At 64.4% G+C, this 16,339-nt stretch carries 13 protein-coding genes; 9 read left to right on the top strand and 4 right to left on the bottom strand.

Annotation, left to right across the window (positions count from 1 at the left end; translation table 11 throughout):
- Window positions 1–17: 17 nt before the first annotated feature.
- The 3 genes from feoB (at window position 18) to LA343_RS09025 (ending at window position 3,473) form a co-directional block, all read left to right on the top strand.
- Window positions 18–2,015, top strand: coding sequence for a ferrous iron transport protein B (gene feoB / locus LA343_RS09035; protein ID WP_052337664.1), 1,998 nt, complete (start codon window positions 18–20; stop codon window positions 2,013–2,015).
- 90 nt (window positions 2,016–2,105) lie between these two features.
- Entirely contained in the window at window positions 2,106–2,399 is a 294-nt protein-coding gene (locus tag LA343_RS09030; RefSeq protein ID WP_081737333.1) for a FeoC-like transcriptional regulator, read from the top strand.
- 45 nt (window positions 2,400–2,444) lie between these two features.
- The gene (locus LA343_RS09025; protein WP_025403003.1) at window positions 2,445–3,473 is read left to right on the top strand and encodes an ATP-dependent 6-phosphofructokinase; all 1,029 of its coding nucleotides are present in this window, start codon (window positions 2,445–2,447) and stop codon (window positions 3,471–3,473) included.
- Here the strand turns inward: LA343_RS09025 and LA343_RS09020 are convergent.
- Together LA343_RS09020 and LA343_RS09015 are read right to left on the bottom strand one after the other, a co-directional pair.
- Window positions 3,470–4,213, bottom strand: coding sequence for an anti-sigma factor (locus LA343_RS09020; protein WP_081737332.1), 744 nt, complete (start codon window positions 4,211–4,213; stop codon window positions 3,470–3,472). The two genes, LA343_RS09025 and LA343_RS09020, sit on opposite strands and share 4 nt — an antisense overlap.
- Window positions 4,206–4,766 (bottom strand): sigma-70 family RNA polymerase sigma factor, encoded by a 561-nt coding sequence (locus LA343_RS09015; protein WP_025403001.1) that lies wholly within the window; start codon window positions 4,764–4,766, stop codon window positions 4,206–4,208. The genes LA343_RS09020 and LA343_RS09015 overlap by 8 nt, the downstream gene beginning before the upstream one ends.
- 295 nt (window positions 4,767–5,061) lie before the next feature.
- Here LA343_RS09015 and LA343_RS09010 point away from each other — a divergent pair, with 295 nt between their 5' ends.
- Window positions 5,062–5,754 (top strand): fasciclin domain-containing protein, encoded by a 693-nt coding sequence (locus LA343_RS09010; RefSeq protein WP_025403000.1) that lies wholly within the window; start codon window positions 5,062–5,064, stop codon window positions 5,752–5,754.
- An 81-nt stretch (window positions 5,755–5,835) separates the two neighbouring features.
- Here the strand turns inward: LA343_RS09010 and LA343_RS09005 are convergent, their stop codons facing one another.
- On the bottom strand, window positions 5,836–6,768 hold the full coding sequence (locus LA343_RS09005; RefSeq protein ID WP_025402999.1) for a DUF4261 domain-containing protein: 933 nt from the start codon (window positions 6,766–6,768) through the stop codon (window positions 5,836–5,838).
- A 117-nt stretch (window positions 6,769–6,885) separates the two neighbouring features.
- On the opposite strand from LA343_RS09005, the gene LA343_RS09000 reads away from it, so the two are divergent.
- The 4 genes from LA343_RS09000 (at window position 6,886) to LA343_RS08980 (ending at window position 12,914) form a co-directional block, all read left to right on the top strand.
- Window positions 6,886–7,875, top strand: coding sequence for a bile acid:sodium symporter (locus LA343_RS09000; protein WP_025402998.1), 990 nt, complete (start codon window positions 6,886–6,888; stop codon window positions 7,873–7,875).
- A gap of 69 nt (window positions 7,876–7,944) precedes the next feature.
- Window positions 7,945–9,462: an Asp-tRNA(Asn)/Glu-tRNA(Gln) amidotransferase subunit GatB gene (gene gatB, locus LA343_RS08995; RefSeq protein WP_025402997.1), complete on the top strand. Its 1,518-nt coding sequence runs from the start codon at window positions 7,945–7,947 to the stop codon at window positions 9,460–9,462.
- Window positions 9,463–9,510: 48 nt separating this feature from the next.
- On the top strand, window positions 9,511–11,097 hold the full coding sequence (locus tag LA343_RS11790; protein WP_025402996.1) for an ABC transporter transmembrane domain-containing protein: 1,587 nt from the start codon (window positions 9,511–9,513) through the stop codon (window positions 11,095–11,097).
- Window positions 11,094–12,914 (top strand): ABC transporter ATP-binding protein, encoded by a 1,821-nt coding sequence (locus tag LA343_RS08980; RefSeq protein ID WP_025402995.1) that lies wholly within the window; start codon window positions 11,094–11,096, stop codon window positions 12,912–12,914. The genes LA343_RS11790 and LA343_RS08980 overlap by 4 nt, the downstream gene beginning before the upstream one ends.
- Here LA343_RS08980 and LA343_RS08975 read toward each other — a convergent pair.
- Window positions 12,911–13,981, bottom strand: a complete 1,071-nt coding sequence (locus LA343_RS08975; protein WP_025402994.1) for a glutathione S-transferase family protein — start codon at window positions 13,979–13,981, stop codon at window positions 12,911–12,913. The two genes, LA343_RS08980 and LA343_RS08975, sit on opposite strands and share 4 nt — an antisense overlap.
- An 834-nt stretch (window positions 13,982–14,815) precedes the next feature.
- Here LA343_RS08975 and LA343_RS08970 point away from each other — a divergent pair.
- Window positions 14,816–16,330 (top strand): DoxX family membrane protein, encoded by a 1,515-nt coding sequence (locus LA343_RS08970; RefSeq protein ID WP_025402993.1) that lies wholly within the window; start codon window positions 14,816–14,818, stop codon window positions 16,328–16,330.
- Window positions 16,331–16,339: the final 9 nt, after the last annotated feature.

Below are 16,339 nucleotides of genomic sequence, written 5' to 3'. Positions count from 1 at the left end.
AGAAACCATCCATGTCGATGGCCGGGCCATCCTGCCACTCCACACAGTCCTTGGCCCCCAGCCCGCCCGGCACCCCAGTCATCGCACTCGTTGGCGCACCCAATGCGGGCAAGTCGACGCTGTTCAACGCCCTCACGCGCTCCAAAGCGACCATGGGAAACTGGCCCGGCACGACCGTCGAGATCTCCCGCGGACGCTGGAAGACTAGCGAGCAGCTGTACGACGTCATCGACTATCCCGGCGCCTACTCACTGGATCCGCAGAGCCCCGATGAGGAATTCACCCGGGAACACCTCGTCGATAGGCCGCAGTCAGAACGCCCTGACCTCGTCATCGTCGCCGTCGATGCCTCCAACCTGGCCCGCGGGCTGTACATGGTCGCCCAGCTCGCCGAGCTTCCCTACCGGCTCGTGGTGGTGCTGACGAAGGTGGACGTTGCGGCATCCCACGGCGTCACTGTCGATGCTCAGGCCCTCGAGCACGCGATGGGTCTGCCTGTCGTTGCGCTCGATCCGCGGCGTCGAACATTGGGAGCTATCGAAGACGTGGTGGAACAGCAGCTGAACCGCCCGTTGGAGAGCGTGGTTCCCGTGCGAGACGCCGGTACCACCGACGGCGATGCCACGAGCGATGACCTCGACTTCCTCGCAGCCGACGCCCGCTTCGAGTGGGTCGACCGGATGGTGCAAGCCAGCACCACCGAGGACACCCCGCGCCGATCGTTCAGCGACGCAATCGACCGGGTGGTGCTGCATCCATTCGCCGGATCAATCGTCTTCCTCGCCGCAATGTGGTTGGTCTTTCAGATCACCACCACCGTGGCCGCACCACTGCAGGATGGGCTCGACTCGTTCTTCAACGGCACCGTCGCCACGTTCGTAGAAAACGCCTTCGACGCCGCACATATCACGAACGGAATCGTCCGTGGTTTCGTCATCAACGGCCTGATCGGTGGCGTGGGCATGGTGCTCACGTTTGCCCCGCTCATGGCCATCATGTTCCTGTGCCTGGCGATCCTCGAGGACTCGGGATACATGGCACGCGCCGCCGTGGTCGCCGATCGCGTCATGCGATCCATCGGCCTTCCAGGCAAGGCGTTCCTGCCGCTCATCGTGGGCTTCGGCTGCAACGTGCCGGCGATCTCCGCTACACGCGTGCTCTCCGACGCCCAGCATCGCATCATGACATGCCTGCTCGTGCCGTTCACGTCCTGTTCGGCCCGCCTCACCGTCTACGTGATGATCGCCACGATCTTCTTCCCCTCGAACAGCGGCACCGTGGTGTTCGCCATGTACGTCATCTCGATTCTGCTGGTGGTCGTGGCCGGACTCCTGCTGCGCAACACTTTGTGGAAAACGATGGGTTCCGAACCGTTGGTCATGGACCTTCCCGTCTACCAGCTTCCAACGCCCCGCCTGGCGCTGTCCGTGACGTGGATGCGGCTCAAAGGTTTCCTCAAGACCGCCGGTGGCATCATCGTCGCGACTGTCGCAATCATCTGGGCTCTGCAGTCCGCGCCCGTGGTATCGGGTTACAGTTTCGCGGACCCGGATCTAGAGCCACGCGATAGCGCCTACGGTGCAATCTCCCAGACCATCGCCCCGGTTTTTGAACCCGCCGGCTTCGGATCATGGTCGCTGACAGGCCCATTGATCACGGGCTTTGTGGCCAAAGAGGCCGTCATCTCCACATGGGCACAGACCTACTCGGTCGCCGATCCCACTGCGGATGATGCTGCGGACGGTGCTGCCGGTGGTCCCGGTGCCCAAGCCGCCGGGACGCTCTCCGAGAAGGTTCGCCAGGACTTCGACGCCGCCTCACACGGGCGCACCATCCCTGCCGTGTGGGCATACATGGTGTTCCTGCTGGCCTACACGCCCTGCGTTGCCACACTGGCGGCCCAGCGCAGAGAAATTGGGCTGAAGTGGACAGCGTTCGGACTGGTCATGCAACTCACGGTCGCGTGGCTGCTCGCGGTTGCCGTGTTCCAAGGACTGAGCGCGATCATGGCCTAGTTAGAGCTCAAGACTCCCGAAGCTCGGAAGGAAACACGAAGGTAAGCAAGGGAAACACGAAGGCAAAATAGAGGAAGTGCTGACAAGACAATGAGTGGTCCGCTAGCCCGCGTGCGCCAAGCAATCGAAAGCGGTGCGAAGAGCCGAAAAGAGATCTGCGAGCTCTCTGGGCTCCAACCCAGCATGGTCGATGTCGCCATCGAACATCTGCAGCGCATGGGAATGCTCGTGCAAGAAAGCCTGGGGTCAAGCTGCGCTGGCGGGGGATGCTCCAGCTGCCCATCGGGCAAATCCGATGGAACCCCCGGCTGCGGCGGACCTGGGACAACGAGTAGGGGACCGGTGGCGCTGGTGCTGACGGCGTCGCCGCGACGAAACCCCTAGACCGTCACCGCGTGAGATGTTTCGACAACCGTTAGGATGGAAGCCATGCGAATTGCGACCTTGACCAGTGGTGGAGATTGCCCCGGATTGAACGCTGTGATCCGAGGTATTGTGCGAACAGCGGCAGGCAAGGGGCACACCGTCGTGGGATTTGAGGACGGCTGGGAAGGCCTCCTCGAAGATCGCCGAATGCAGCTCTACGACGATGACCACATCGACCGCATCCTGCGCCGGGGCGGCACCATCCTGGGTACCGGGCGCCTGCACCCAGACGATTTCAAGGCGGGCATCGATCGGGTCAAGGCTAACCTCGCCGATGCGGGCATCGACGCGCTGATCCCGATCGGCGGCGAGGGCACGCTCAAGGGCGCACGGTTCCTGCACGACAACGGCGTGCCGGTGATCGGCGTGCCCAAGACCATCGACAACGACGTCAACGGCACCGACTACACCTTCGGTTTCGATAGTGCCGTGGCCGTGGCGACGGACGCCATCGACCGGCTCCACACCACCGCCGAATCCCACAACCGCGTGATGATCGTGGAGGTCATGGGCCGCCACGTGGGCTGGATCGCGCTGCATGCCGGCATGGCCGGTGGCGCGCACGAAATCCTCATCCCCGAATTCCCCTTCGACATCGAAGACGTGTGCCGCCGCATGGCGCGGAGGTTCCAGCTCGGCGAGAAGTACGGCATCATCGTGGTCGCCGAAGGCGCCCTGCCCAAGGAGGGAACGCTCGAGGTCGGTGAGCGTGAGGTTGACCAGTTCGGCCATGAGAAATTCCAGAACATCAGCGGGCTGATCGCCCGCGAGATCGAAAACCGCCTGGATACGGATGTGCGCTCCACGGTCCTGGGGCACATTCAGCGCGGCGGTACGCCGACCGCCTTCGACCGCGTGTTGGCCACCCGCTTCGGCGTGAATGCCGCCAAGGCCGCGATCCGCGGTGAGTTCGGCAAGGTGGTGGCCCTCAAGGGCCAGCACATCGAGATGATCGGCTTCGAGGAAGCAGTGGGCACCCTCAAGGAGGTGCCGCTGCGCCGCTACGACACCGCCACCTCGCTGTTCGGCTAGCCCTCCAAGTTGAAGTCCACCAGCGTGGTGCTGGAGGGAGTCTCCGACCCGCCGGCGGGCTCGAGGGAGATCATGAACTCCTTGGCACCCCGCAGGTCAGGAACCTCGGCCTGCATCTCTGGGGTGACATCCTCGGTTTCCATGACGCCTACCGACTGAGCGGGTTCCTCGCCCTTGCGCACCCACATCTGGTAGGCCGTTCCCGGGGCGGGGGCCGGTACAGAATTGAGCGTCAAGGTTCCGGTTCCGCCGCCCGGTACGTAATTGAGCTTCACCGTGCCACCGGCGACTTCTGCCTGCTCCGTCACCGCCTGGGCAACGGGTGGCTCGGTGGCGTTGTCCTTGCCAAATGGCAGGGGAACGAAGCTGATCACCAAGGTCAAGATCACCACGGCTGCGGCGGAGAAGGTGATGAAACCGCGGCGCGGCGGGCCGGGCTGGGTGCCGGAAGGTTGGGATTTGGCGGGCTGGGCGGGCTGGGCTCTGGAATCGCCAGCGACGGCATTCAACACCGCCGAGCGCAGCTCCGGCGGAGCCGGGGCCTGCGCCGTAAGACCAAGGTCAGCGGCATCATCGGCGAACTCGGCCACCCACCGATCGAAGTCGGGGTAGGCAGCACGGCACGCGTCGATGGTGGGCTGGTCTTCGGCGTCCACGGCATTGAGAGCCACCAGAGACGCCCACGACTGGGCATCATCCTTCGAGATCTGCTCGTCAGTGAAGTCCATTCGATCACTCATAGCTCGCCAAACACCTCCTCAAAGCCAACATTCCGTCGCGGATCCGCGTCTTGATAGCCGACAGTCCTGAACCAGTCTGCGCCGCAATCTCCCGGCCGGTCATTCCTCGGTAGTACGCGAGGTTGACCGCCTGGCGTTGCAACTCCGTCAGCGAGTCTAGACACGTGCGGACCGACTGTGCCTCCTCAGCATCCGCGTAAATATCAGCGGGGGTCTCCGGGCGCACCACAGCCTCGCGCTGCCCCACGACGTGGAGCCGCCGGCGCGATGCCTCCGCGCTGCGGACCGCATCCACGGCTTTGGAGTGTGCCTGTCGAAGCACCCACCCGGAGGCGGTGCCGAGTGTGGCGTCGAACCGAGAAGAATTGTGCCAGATCTGAAGCCAGACGTCTTGGGCAACATCGGCGGCCAGGTCCCGATTGGCGAGAACCTTGAGGCACACGCCGTACACCCGATCGCCGAAACGATCGTAGAGCTCGGCAAAGGCCTCACGGTCGCCACGGCTGACGTGGGAGAGGATGTCGGCATCCGAGCTCACTGAGTCGGTGTCCATAAACGGCACCAGACCTCCTGGGGAATCGGGGACAGCGGCGGAAGGGCTCCGTGACCCCATTGAACCAGAAACGTGCACGGGCAGTGAAACTTTTGCGCTGGAGGGGTGGGGGTGATGGCGCTGCGGGGTAGGGCGCGGGGTGTGCAGCGGGGAGTACGGCGAAAAAATTTCGCCACCCCACCCAACCACTCAACCCGCCGCACCGAATGTAGCCATGAAGGGGTTCCCACGACACCCCAGACCACAACAATTCAGACGGTCAGCCGACCATTGATGCCAAGGAGGCCTCACCACCATGACCACCCGTGGAATCACCCTGAAGACCGCCGCCCTCGCGGGCATCGCCACCCTCTCCCTGGGGCTGGCCGCATGCTCCGACGACAACAGCGCGGATGTCTCGTCCGCCACATCCGCCGCCGGCTCCGCCGCATCCGAAGCGACCTCCGCAGCGGCTTCTGGTGCCTCCGAAGCCACCGACGCTATGTCCAACGACAAGGGCGAAGACCTCGTCGGCCCGGGTTGCGCCGCCTACGCCGACGCCCACCCGGACGGCCCCGCATCCGTTGCAGAGCTGAAGAACCAGAACATCGTGGAGGCCGTGGGCAACGTCCCCGAGCTGTCTACCCTCGCGCAGGCCCTCAGCGGCAAGCTCAACCCCGAGGTTGATCTGGTGCCCGTTCTCAAGGATGGCGAGTGGACCGTCTTCGCGCCCACCGACGATGCTTTCTCCAAGCTCGACGCCGCCACGGTCGACAAGCTGAAGCAGGACCCGGAGTTGCTGAAGTCCATCCTGACTTACCACGTCGTTAAGGGGCAGGCTGCCCCGGCTGATGCGATCGGCACCCACACCACCGTTAACGGCAAGGACGTGACGGTGAAGGAATCCGGCAGCCACATCATGGTCAACGATTCCAAGGTGGCGTGCGGTGGTATCAAGACCAAGAACGCCACCGTGTACCTCATCGACACGGTGCTGATGCCGAACTAGCTCCGCACTAGTTCGCGCTGGCTAGCACTGGCTAGCACTGGCTAGCACTGGCTAGCACTGGCTAGCGCCAGTGTGCGCAGGCTAGCTCTCCGAAATCTCCAGCCGCAGTGCCGGGATATCGTCCCCAGCCGGGTGAGAGCCTTCGACGATCGAGATGGAGGGACCACCCTCCGCGAGACCGAGGGTGTCACCCGGCTGCATCGTTTCCCCGTGAATGATGTAGTTCGCCACGCTCAGCACCAGGTGGTACAGCTCCGTCGGATCCATCGTGGATTTTTCCACGGTAATCTCCGGGTGGCCCAGTGACAGCAGGCCCATGGTGCAGGCGTTGGCCACAGAGCCGCTTGCGGCTTCAGACTCCCCGGAGTCCCCAGTATCCTCAGAGCCCTGAAAATCCTCGATCATCACCCACGCCGAGCACAGCGACATCACGTATTCGTTGTTGCTCACGGCCTCGTGGAAGAACTGCGCCGCAAAGGTCACATCCGTGGCCGTGGAATGTACGGCCTTCGCGCCCTCAAGAGTGGCCAGGGCTGCCGTGAGCTGAGAGTGCAGCACGCACGCCGCCATGCGGGGCTGGCGGAACTTCTTCTCCAGCTCAAGACATTCCTCATTGGGCAGCAGGGCCACCATCATTTGAGCCTGCACATCGTCAACGACCGAGCGGTCACCCGTTTGAATCGGGTGCAGCCGGTACATGTTCTCGGGGTCCTGTGGGGGAGTGTCCGTCAGCATGATGCTGATGAGGTGGTTACCGTCGATCTCGCAGGTCACTCCGCCGGAAGGATTATCCTGGATCTCGCCGAGTCGGTGACCGCAAGAGTTGCGCAGGATCTCAGCGATCTGCTCCTTCTGCGGGAGTTTCTCCATGAGCACCACGTTGAGCAAGGGGCCGTTGACAAGGTCCGCGTCCACGCTGTTGGGCGTGAGCTGCCACTGCTGTTCCTGCTGGCCGCCCTGTTCCTGCTGGTTGGTTGCGTCGTCGGAGTTGTTTGCGGCGTTGTCTGTAGCCATTCGCTCGTGCGCCTCCCGGTGCTCATCGCGGCCGAGTAGTCTTCCACGGCCCGTCGTGTGCCTGCCAGCCTACAGGCCACCCCGGTGCCCGTAGTGGCGTCGCAATAAGATAGCCCCATGACGGCTCAAGACTCCACCCCCACTGAAGACCCAACCCCAAACCCAGACTCCACCACAGACCGGCAGGCCCTCATCGCCTCGCTCGGCTTCCCCCTCCTTGTTCTCCTCGGCGGCCTCATCGGTTTCGCGGCCCCATCCGCCGTCACCTCGATCTCGTCGTGGGTGACCCCGCTGCTCGGCGTGATCATGTTCGGCATGGGCCTGACTCTCAAGCCCCACGACTTCGCCCTCGTTGCCAAGCGCCCCCTGCCGGTGATCATCGGCGTGGTCGCGCAGTTCGTCATCATGCCCCTGCTCGCGCTCCTTGTGGTTGTCGCGCTCGACCTGCCCAACGAGATCGCCGTGGGTGTGATCCTCGTGGGCTGTTCACCCGGCGGTACCGCATCGAATGTCGTGAGTTATTTGGCGCGTGGCGACGTCGCCCTATCCGTCACCATGACCTCCATCTCCACCCTGTTGGCGCCACTGATCACCCCGGCGCTGACCTTGTGGTTGGCCGGCGAGCTCATGGAGGTGTCGGTGTCCGCGATGGCACTGTCCATCGTCAAGGTGGTGCTCGTTCCGGTTGTCGCCGGCCTCCTGGTTCGGCTGTTGTTGCCCTCTATTGTCGACGTCATTACGCCCGCCCTGCCCTGGATATCCGTCATTGCCATCTCGACCATCGTGGCAGTGGTCGTGGGAGGATCGCGTGACAATATCGTCAAGGCCGGTGGCATTGTGCTGCTGGCGGTGATCCTGCACAACACCTTGGGCTACCTGCTGGGATACCTCACCGGCCGCGTGACCGGTCAGCCTGTGCCGGTCCGGCGCACGATGGCTGTGGAGGTCGGTATGCAGAACTCGGGTTTGGCCAGCACGTTGGCGATGGCGCACATCAGTCCGCTGGCGGCGTTGCCGGGCGCTGTGTTCTCGGTGTGGCACAACCTCTCCGGCGCGATGCTGGCGGCGGCGTGCCGGTTGTCGGACGCGAGGGCGGGAAAGAAGTAAGCCCGCAACCAAAGACGCAACTAAGCCCGCAACGCACCGTTGTCTCGGTGGCGTACTAGTATGGTGCGCATGACTGCCCCAGTGTATGACTACTCGGATGATGTAATGGACTTCGACGAAGTGCTGGAGCGCTTCGAGCCCGTCATGGGCATGGAGGTCCACGTGGAGTTGGCCACGAAGACCAAGATGTTCTCCACGTCCTCTGCGCACTTCGGCGCGGAGCCGAACTCGCACGTTGATCCCTGCAGCCTGGGGCTGCCCGGTGCCCTTCCCGTGGTGAACAAGCAGGGCGTGGAGTGGGCCATCAAGATCGGACTGGCGCTGAACTGCAAGATCGCTCCGTTCTCCCGCTTCGCCCGGAAGAACTACTTTTACCCGGATCAGCCGAAAAACTACCAGATCAGTCAGTACGACGAACCCATTGCGTACGACGGCTACCTGGACGTTGTCCTTGAGGACGGCACCGAGTGGCGCGTGGAGATCGAGCGCGCACACATGGAGGAGGACACGGGCAAGCTCACCCACATCGGTGGCGCTACGGGCCGCATCCACGGCGCCACCAGCTCCTTGGTGGACTGCAACCGCGCCGGTGTGCCGCTCATCGAGATCGTGACCAAGCCCATCGAGGGCGCTGGCGAGCGTGCACCGGAGGTGGCGAAAGCTTACGTGTCCGCCCTGCGTGACCTGGTCAAGGCCCTAGGCGTGTCCGATGCCCGCATGGACCAGGGGTCCATGCGCGTGGACTCCAACCTGTCTCTCATGCCCAAGGGCACCACCGAGTACGGCACCCGCACCGAGACGAAGAACATTAACTCGTTGAAGTCCGTGGAGCAGGCCGTGCGTTTCGAGATGCAGCGCCAGGCCGCCTGCCTCGTCAACGACGTGGAGATCGTCCAGGAAACCCGTCACTACCAGGAGGCAGACGGCACCACCTCCAAGGGGCGTCCCAAGGAGACCATGGCGGATTACCGCTACTTCAACGACCCGGACCTGCCCGCCGTGCTGGCGCCGGAGGAATGGGTGGAGGAGATCCGCGCGACCCTGCCGGAAATGCCGTGGATCCGCCGCGCCCGCATCCAGAAGGAATGGGACCTCAAGGATGAGGAGATGCGCGACCTCGTCAACGCTGGCGCGCTCGACCTCATCGTGGAGACCGTCGAGGCCGGCGCCTCGCCGGCCGAAGCCCGCTCGTGGTGGGTTGCCTACCTTGCGCAGAAGGCCAACCAGGAGGGCGTGGACCTCGAGGGTCTGAGCATCACCCCGCAGCAGGTCGCTCGCGTGGCCGAGCTGGTCAGCGAGGGCAAGCTCACCAACAAGCTGGCCCGCCAGGCCGTCGATGGTGTGCTCGCAGGTGAAGGCGATGTGGACAAGGTCGTCGCCGACCGCGGCCTCGAGGTCGTTCGTGATGACGGCGCCATCGAAAAGGCCGTGGACGATGCCCTCGCCGCCAACCCCGACATTGTGGAGAAGTACCGCGCGGGCAACAAGAAGGTCACCGGCGCCATCGTCGGCGCGGTCATGAAGGCCACCAAGGGCAAGGCCGATCCCGCCCAAGTCAACCAGCTCATCGCCAAAAAGCTGAGCTAAACCAGCAGAAAATCCCCGAGCAGCGGGGTTCTGCTCGAGGAGTTTTTTGTGAATACCTGGTCCTGGTTTGCCCCGGACACCCCACCCAGCGGCAGCGATTCCCTGCGGCCGCAGCGGTGGAAGTCTCCGCGCCGCTTGGCGCTCGATGCCACGTTCTCCCACCGCCTCGCGGTGACGTGCGCGATCATCGGTTCGCTTGCGGACGCCGCCGCGGGGGCCGTCGTGGCCCAGGTCGTCGGTCGCGCCTCGGACGCCGCTTTCGGTGACGGCGCGATCGGCGCCGTGGTGATCGCATGCCTGCTGCTCGTCGGCCTATTCTTCATCTCCTGGCTCGGCAGCATCACCGCCGAGTCGCTCCTGTTCCTCGGCGAGCAGCGCACCATCCACGACTTGCGCCTGTTCACCGTCCGCCGCCTGCTCGGCAGCAACGCCAACCTCAACTCCGGCGAAGTCCTCAGCACCGTCGATGAGGACTCCAACCAGCTCGGCCAGTTGAAATTCCTCTTCGATTTCCCGCTGGTCATGGCCGGTTTCGTGGTGAGCTCGTCGGTGGTGTTGTGGGAGCTATCGCCGCTGGTCAGTGCGCTGCTCATCCTCGGCGCTGTGTGTACCGCGCTGGCATCGGCGGCCACCGCCAAACCCATCGCTCGGGTGTCGGCACAGCGCCGCAAGCGCGAGGCCATTACCGTGTCGCTGGCCACCGACGCCGCCCAAGGAGCCCGCGTCCTCAAGGGTCTCGGCGCCATCGAGACCACTAAGCGCCGCTTCGATGCCGCCGCCGATGACGCCCTGAGCGTCATGATCCGCGACGCCCGCATCACCCAATTCCTCACCTTCGTCCGCCAGCTCGTGCCCACCGCCTTTACGGTGCTCATCATGGTCATCACCGGCGTGTGGGCCTTCAACGGCCAGATCACCCCTGGCCAATTCCTCAGCGCGGCCCTGCTCGTCCCGCCCGGCCTCACGGTCATGGGCATCTCCCTGGGCCTGCTCACGGACTTCTGGGCGCGCGGCACCACCGCGGCCCGTCGCATGCTCGCATTGCTGTCCGCTATCGAGGATCCGACCGACTCCGACGCCACCAGCCACCCCGATCCCCAGGCCACCCCTGGTGCCCCGGAGGTGGTTCCGGGGTTGAATGTGTGGGTCACGCACTCGGCTGAGGGCCACCACAAGACTCAACAGTGGACCCAACACCTCGCCGCCCGCGACGGAGTGATTGCCGTGCCGCACCGCGTGGCGGTGTTCGAGGGCATGCTGGCGGACAACATCTGGCCCTTGGGGGCGCCGGGCAGCGCTGAAGGCAGTGCTGGTAGTGCTCAGGGGACAGTCGAGGGCATCCTCGAGGCCGCGCAATGCTCCGACATCGTCGCCCGGCTCGGCGGACTCGACGGGCTCGTGGGGGAGAGTGGCCTCACGCTCTCCGGAGGCCAGCGCCAACGCGTGGCCCTAGCGCGAGCCCTGGCTACTGAAGCTCCCGTGCTCATCCTCGACGAGCCCACCACTGGGCTCGACGCCGTGACACTCACCCGAGTCGCTGACAACGTGGCGCGGTGGCGTCGAGACAAAAAGACAATCGTGATCACAACATCCCCGGCATGGGCCGCGCAAGCTGACAAGGTGGTGACCCTATGAGTCGCACAAACACGCAGGCTGAGGCCGAGCAGCTTACCGCGGATCACCTGCCGCCGGTGCCGCTGGGCGAGGCGTTTGGCTACCTCACGGAGCTGCCGACGAAACCACAACCGCGCTGGTACCTGGCGTGCGCGGTGACGTTTGCGGCAACGCTCGTGGCCATGATGGCTTCCTCCAATCTGCTCGGATTCTCCGTGAACCTCATGAACGGCGGGTCGCTGCCGGTGATCGGTGGGGGAATGGGTGCCTTCGTGGTGCTGCTCGTGCTCGTGGCCGTGGCGCTGCTCGTGGAGGCGGCGGGCCGGTCGGTGGCCGGGTTCCTCATCGTGGCGAAATCGCGCATGCTCAGCGTGGACCTGCGCCGCCGCGCCCTCTACGCGGTCCTGCACGCGCCGGTGCCGGAGATCGTGCGGCTGGGCTCGGGCAACGTCATCACCCGCCTGACCGGCGACATTGACCGGGTGGTGCGCACCATCAGCACCACCGGCGTGCGCGTGGTGATCACCGCGCTGATGTTCCCGTTCACGCTGGTCTCGATGGTGCTCATCGACTGGCGGTTCGTGGGTGTGTTCGTGGCGGTCACGCTGGCCCTGGCTCCGGCGGTGCGGCGCGTGCTGCGGGAACTGCCGACCGCCACGAACCTCATCAACTCCGCAGAAGCGCAGCGCAACAACATGACGCTGGACACCATCCGGGGCCTGCCCACCCTCCAGGCGCTGAAGCTGGGGCCGTGGGCGGAGAAGCGGCTGGAAAAGAGCTCGTGGAACACCGTCCGCGCTACGGCTCAGCAACGCCCGATCTTCGTGCGGCTCATGGGCGCGGGCCAGGTGGGGTACGGCATTCTGCTCATCGGCACGCTGCTGTTCGCCACATGGATGGTGCGGGCCGGGTACGTCGATGCCGGTGCCGCCACCGCCGCCACGGTGCTGGTCGTGCGGCTGGAGATTCACGTGTTCAACGTGCTGTTTTTCGCAGGCCAACTGCAGGAGGCTGCGGTGGGACTGGGTCGCGCGGTGGCGCTGGCAAAGATCAACGAGGGATCCTCCTGGCGCCGCGATCCCGCAACGCAGATCACAGCGCCGCCGAGGATTCGCATGGACAAGGTGCGCTTCGCTTACCCCGGCGGGGCGGATGTGATCCCGGAGTTCACGCTGGACGTGGCGCCGGGGACCACCACCGCGATGGTCGGTACCTCCGGCGCGGGCAAGTCCACTGTGGCGGGCCTCATCGCGGGCATGCTGGAGCCCGTGGAGGGGCATATCTACATCGACGATGTGGACGTCACCGAAGTGCCCAACACCTGGACCACTGCCACGGTGACTCTCCTGAGCCAGGAGGTGCACCTCTTCGCCGGCCCGTTACGCGAAGACTTGCTCATGGCCGATGCCGCGGCCAGCGATGCGCAGCTGCTTGAGGCGCTGACAAGGGCCGGGCTGCACCCGGACTCGGCGGCGTGGCAGCGCAACTTCCCGGACGGGTTAGACACACGCATCGGTGCGGGAGCCCCCGAACTCCCACCCGAGGTAGCGCAGCAGATCTCGCTGGCACGAGTGTTCCTGCGCGACCCGCAGGTGCTCATCTTGGACGAAGCCACCGCGGAAGCTGGCAGCGACGACGCCAAGGCGCTCGAAGCCGCAGCCCAGGAGGCCACGAAGGGTCGCACCAGCTTGGTGGTGGCGCACCGGCTCGACCAGGCGGTGAGCGCCGATAGGATCCTCGTGATGGAGGCCGGTCGGATCGTCGAGGACGGCACCCACGACGAGCTCATGGAACGCGGCGGTGCCTACGCCACGCTGTATTCCACCTGGCGGGGTTAGTCAGCGGACTGTTCGTCACCTGTGGCGGAATCGCCTGTCACGGAATCGCCCGCCACGGCATCTTCCGTCACACAATCGCCCGTCACGGTATCCTCCGGGCGAATCGGCCCGGGCGCCGTGCCCGCCCCGAAGGGGCTGCCGCCCAGCTTTTCGCGGCCGTGCTCGGTACGGAAGATTGCGGGATCCGGACCCACGGGCACCACGCCGGTCGGGTTGATGTCCTGGTGAACCAGGAAGTAGTGGTCCTTGATCTGCTGGAAGTTGGTGGTGTCGCCGAACCCCGGTGTCTGGAACAGGTCGCGCAGGTAACCCCACAGGTTCGGCATCTCGGAGATTTTGTTCCGGTTGCACTTGAAGTGGTTGTGGTACACCATGTCGAACCTGATCAGGGTGGGGTAGAGGAATACATCGGCAAACGTGATGCGATCGCCCATGAGGTACCGCCGGTCGGCGAGGCGCTCTTCGAGCTCGTCGAGGGTCGCGAACAGGGTATGGAATGCGTCCTCGTAGGCCTCTTGCGTGCCTGCGAATCCGGCCTTGTACACGCCGTTGTTGACGTCGTGGAAGATGTGCTTGGTCAGCGCGTCGATCTCGTCCCGCTGCTCGGCGGGGTAGAGGTCCGGGGCGCCGTCGCGGTGGAACTCGCCCCATTCCGTCTGGAAGTCTTTGACGAGTGTTTGGAAGTCATTGGTTACGGCCATGCCGCTGTCGATCTCCACGAGGGTGGGAACCGTGATGCCCTTGGGGTAATCGGGGTAGCGCTTGATGTAGGCGTCGCGAAGCTTCCCGATCTTCAACACGGGGTCGATGGAACCTTCGTAGAGATCGAAGGTCCAGGATTTCCAGTCGTGGGTGGGGCCGCAGAGCGCCTGACTGATAGCACCGTCGAGTCCGAGGAGGCGGCGGGTGATGACGGCGCGGTGGGCCCACGGGCAGGCGCGGGCGGCGACGAGTCGGTAGCGGCCCGCCTCGACCGGCCACTGGCGCTCGCCTTCGGGGTTGGCGACTACGCGGTCGTCGATGTAGTCCATGTCGCGTTCGAATGAGCCGGCTGCTACATAGGCCATGGCTAGATCCTCTCGATGGTGTTTTGGTGCTGCTTGTCTCGGTGCGGTCTCTTATCCGACGCCACAACGTTTGCGTTGTCTCAATGACCCCATTATAGATGACATATCAACTATGTGCATGTGCTGCGCTGCCTTGGGTGGCTATGTCGCCTTCGCCTGGCGTTTTGCCGGTGCCGCCTCCGTCTGGTGGGGCGTTGACGGCGCCTTTACCTCACGTTGCGTCTGTCATGGGGGTGGTTTGTGAGCTTGTCTATCGCCAGCCTCGTGCATGTGCAGCCCCATCTCCCTATGTAGCACATGTGCAGCGAAAAGATTGCCCGAAATGCACATTTTTGAGCCCTCAACGTACCCCTTCGGTACATAATTTGGCTGCATATCTGCTACCTATGTTGCTGGATGAGGAGATGCCCGTGCCGCTGGGTGTGGGAAAGTCTGTGCCGCTGGGTGTGGGGATTCGTGAAGCAGATGGGAAGGATGGGGGGATGGAGTGAGGGCGGGAAGAGGTCGTTTCATGGCGTGCGTTGGTGCTCAGTTTGGGTGTTGCGGTGGCTTGGCGTGCATGCGAGTTTTTGTGCCCCTGACATGCCGACATGCCGTGTGAGGTGCGCGGCGCGGAGGGAGAGTCGGAATAGGCTGGAGTGCGTGAATACTCCAAAGAAGCCAAACCGACCCCAGTCAGATGATGAACTCTTTGACCCCCGGGCTTTCGATGATGAGGCAGCAGACATTGACGTGCCTGTGTACCGTCGGGAGGCGTCGGAGGGGACTGTGCCAGCAGGGAAGGAGCCTGCAGGCCACAAGCCTGCGAAGAGTGCCCCGGTAGGCAAAAGGAATGTGGGCAGGACCTCTGCAGGAAAGAAGTCTGCGGAGAAGGAATCCGTTGCAAAGCAACCGGTAGATAAGAAGCCGGCAACTGCGAAGTCTGCTGCCGAGAAGTCTGCCAACCTCGGCAAGGCAGATAAGGCTGCAAAGCCTGCATCGTCCAGCGCAGCTCAGAAATCTGCCGAGTCTGAGAAGCCCGGCAAGGCTGGGAAGGCCGAGAGGGCTCAGAAGGCTCAGAAGGTTGAGAAAGTTGGCAGCTCTGCCGAGGCCACCAAGGTGAATAAGGCTGTGGGTGAGCCCAAGGCGGGCAAGCCTACGGAAAAGGCCACAGTGGGCAAGCCTGCGGGGGAGTCCAAGACGTCCGGCGGGTCTGAGGGTGACAAGCCTAAGCGGCGCGACATCTACGAGGTTCTGGGCCGTGCGCGGCCTCAGCGCATCCAGGCCAAGCCTCAGCCGAAGGAGGCCCTGCCTAAGGAGTCGCAGGACGAGCATGGAGCCCGTGATGCCGCCGCAGGTGCCGCAGGCGCGGCGGGTGCAGCGGGTGCAGCGGGTGCAGCAGGTGTTGCTGCGGCAGGCGGCACCGGTGCGCGAGCTGGTAAGGACACCGGACCGGCCGATCGTACAGTGAAGCCCATTCCGGCAGCGGGGCGTGGTAATGGTGCCGATCCGTCATTCGACCCCAACACTGCCACGGCAGCCCAGCCCGGATCCGCGTCCGGGAACCCGGCCGGTGCGAAGTCTGGTGCCGATAATGGACGCGAGGAGCTGTCCTTCCTCAAGCGCAACGAAACCAAGCCCGTCCCCGTAGCAGGGGCAGCAGGTGCTGCTGGTGTTGCCGGAGCTGCGACGGCCGACCGCGCTAATGCGGCTCAGTCAGCCGGTAAGGCCGGGGACGATGCTCACGGTGTGAAGGCTGACAATGGCGCCACTCCCGAGAACGTGGAGATGGTCAAGACGGATGGCGCGGAGACAGCCGAAACAGCAGAGACCACCACAAAGGAGGCACAGCCCAAGCGCGGCACGCTGAGCTTCGGATTGCTGTTGCTCCGCCTGGTTATCGGCGGACTCCTACTCGTGCGCGGCCTGCAGACCCTCTTCGCCTTCGGCGGGGATCCGGGGCTTGACGTGCTGCAGCAGCAGTGGTCGGACTACAACGGCGCGCAGATCCTTGCCGTCGTGGTTCCCGCCGCCGAGGTGGTCGCCGGTGGTCTGCTAATCCTTGGCCTGCTCACACCATTTGCCGCAGCTTTGGCTGCGGTCGTGGCGGGCTTTATGACCCTCAACGAGTTCAACAACTACCAAGGCACCCTGTGGCCCTATGGCCTGAGCCCCTACATCCAAATGTGGGTCCTCATCGGCACCGGCACAATGGCGACGATCTTCGCCGGTCCCGGAAGCATTTCGCTGGACCGCAACCGGGCATGGAACACCCGCCCGCTCGTCTCGGCGTGGATTTTCGCCATCGTCGCCGTGGCAGCGACAGTGGTGCTGTGGCTGGCCATCGGCGGCGGCAACCCCTTCAACTAATGCCCAACA

Origin of the sequence: Corynebacterium falsenii (assembly GCF_020099275.1) — a bacterium.
Taxonomy (GTDB): domain Bacteria; phylum Actinomycetota; class Actinomycetes; order Mycobacteriales; family Mycobacteriaceae; genus Corynebacterium; species Corynebacterium falsenii.
Note: the sequence above shows the minus strand (reverse complement) of the source record. Positions and strands in the feature narration are given on the sequence as shown.

Bases quoted from the DNA above. Each gene is read 5' to 3' on its own strand.
- feoB (WP_052337664.1), top strand. From the start codon at position 18: ATGGCCGGGCCATCCTGCCACTCCACACAGTCCTTGGCCCCCAGCCCG.
- LA343_RS09030 (WP_081737333.1), top strand. From the start codon at position 2,106: ATGAGTGGTCCGCTAGCCCGCGTGCGCCAAGCAATCGAAAGCGGTGCG.
- LA343_RS09025 (WP_025403003.1), top strand. From the start codon at position 2,445: ATGCGAATTGCGACCTTGACCAGTGGTGGAGATTGCCCCGGATTGAAC.
- LA343_RS09020 (WP_081737332.1), bottom strand. From the start codon at position 4,213: ATGAGTGATCGAATGGACTTCACTGACGAGCAGATCTCGAAGGATGAT.
- LA343_RS09015 (WP_025403001.1), bottom strand. From the start codon at position 4,766: ATGGACACCGACTCAGTGAGCTCGGATGCCGACATCCTCTCCCACGTC.
- LA343_RS09010 (WP_025403000.1), top strand. From the start codon at position 5,062: ATGACCACCCGTGGAATCACCCTGAAGACCGCCGCCCTCGCGGGCATC.
- LA343_RS09005 (WP_025402999.1), bottom strand. From the start codon at position 6,768: ATGGCTACAGACAACGCCGCAAACAACTCCGACGACGCAACCAACCAG.
- LA343_RS09000 (WP_025402998.1), top strand. From the start codon at position 6,886: ATGACGGCTCAAGACTCCACCCCCACTGAAGACCCAACCCCAAACCCA.
- gatB (WP_025402997.1), top strand. From the start codon at position 7,945: ATGACTGCCCCAGTGTATGACTACTCGGATGATGTAATGGACTTCGAC.
- LA343_RS08980 (WP_025402995.1), top strand. From the start codon at position 11,094: ATGAGTCGCACAAACACGCAGGCTGAGGCCGAGCAGCTTACCGCGGAT.
- LA343_RS08975 (WP_025402994.1), bottom strand. From the start codon at position 13,981: ATGGCCTATGTAGCAGCCGGCTCATTCGAACGCGACATGGACTACATC.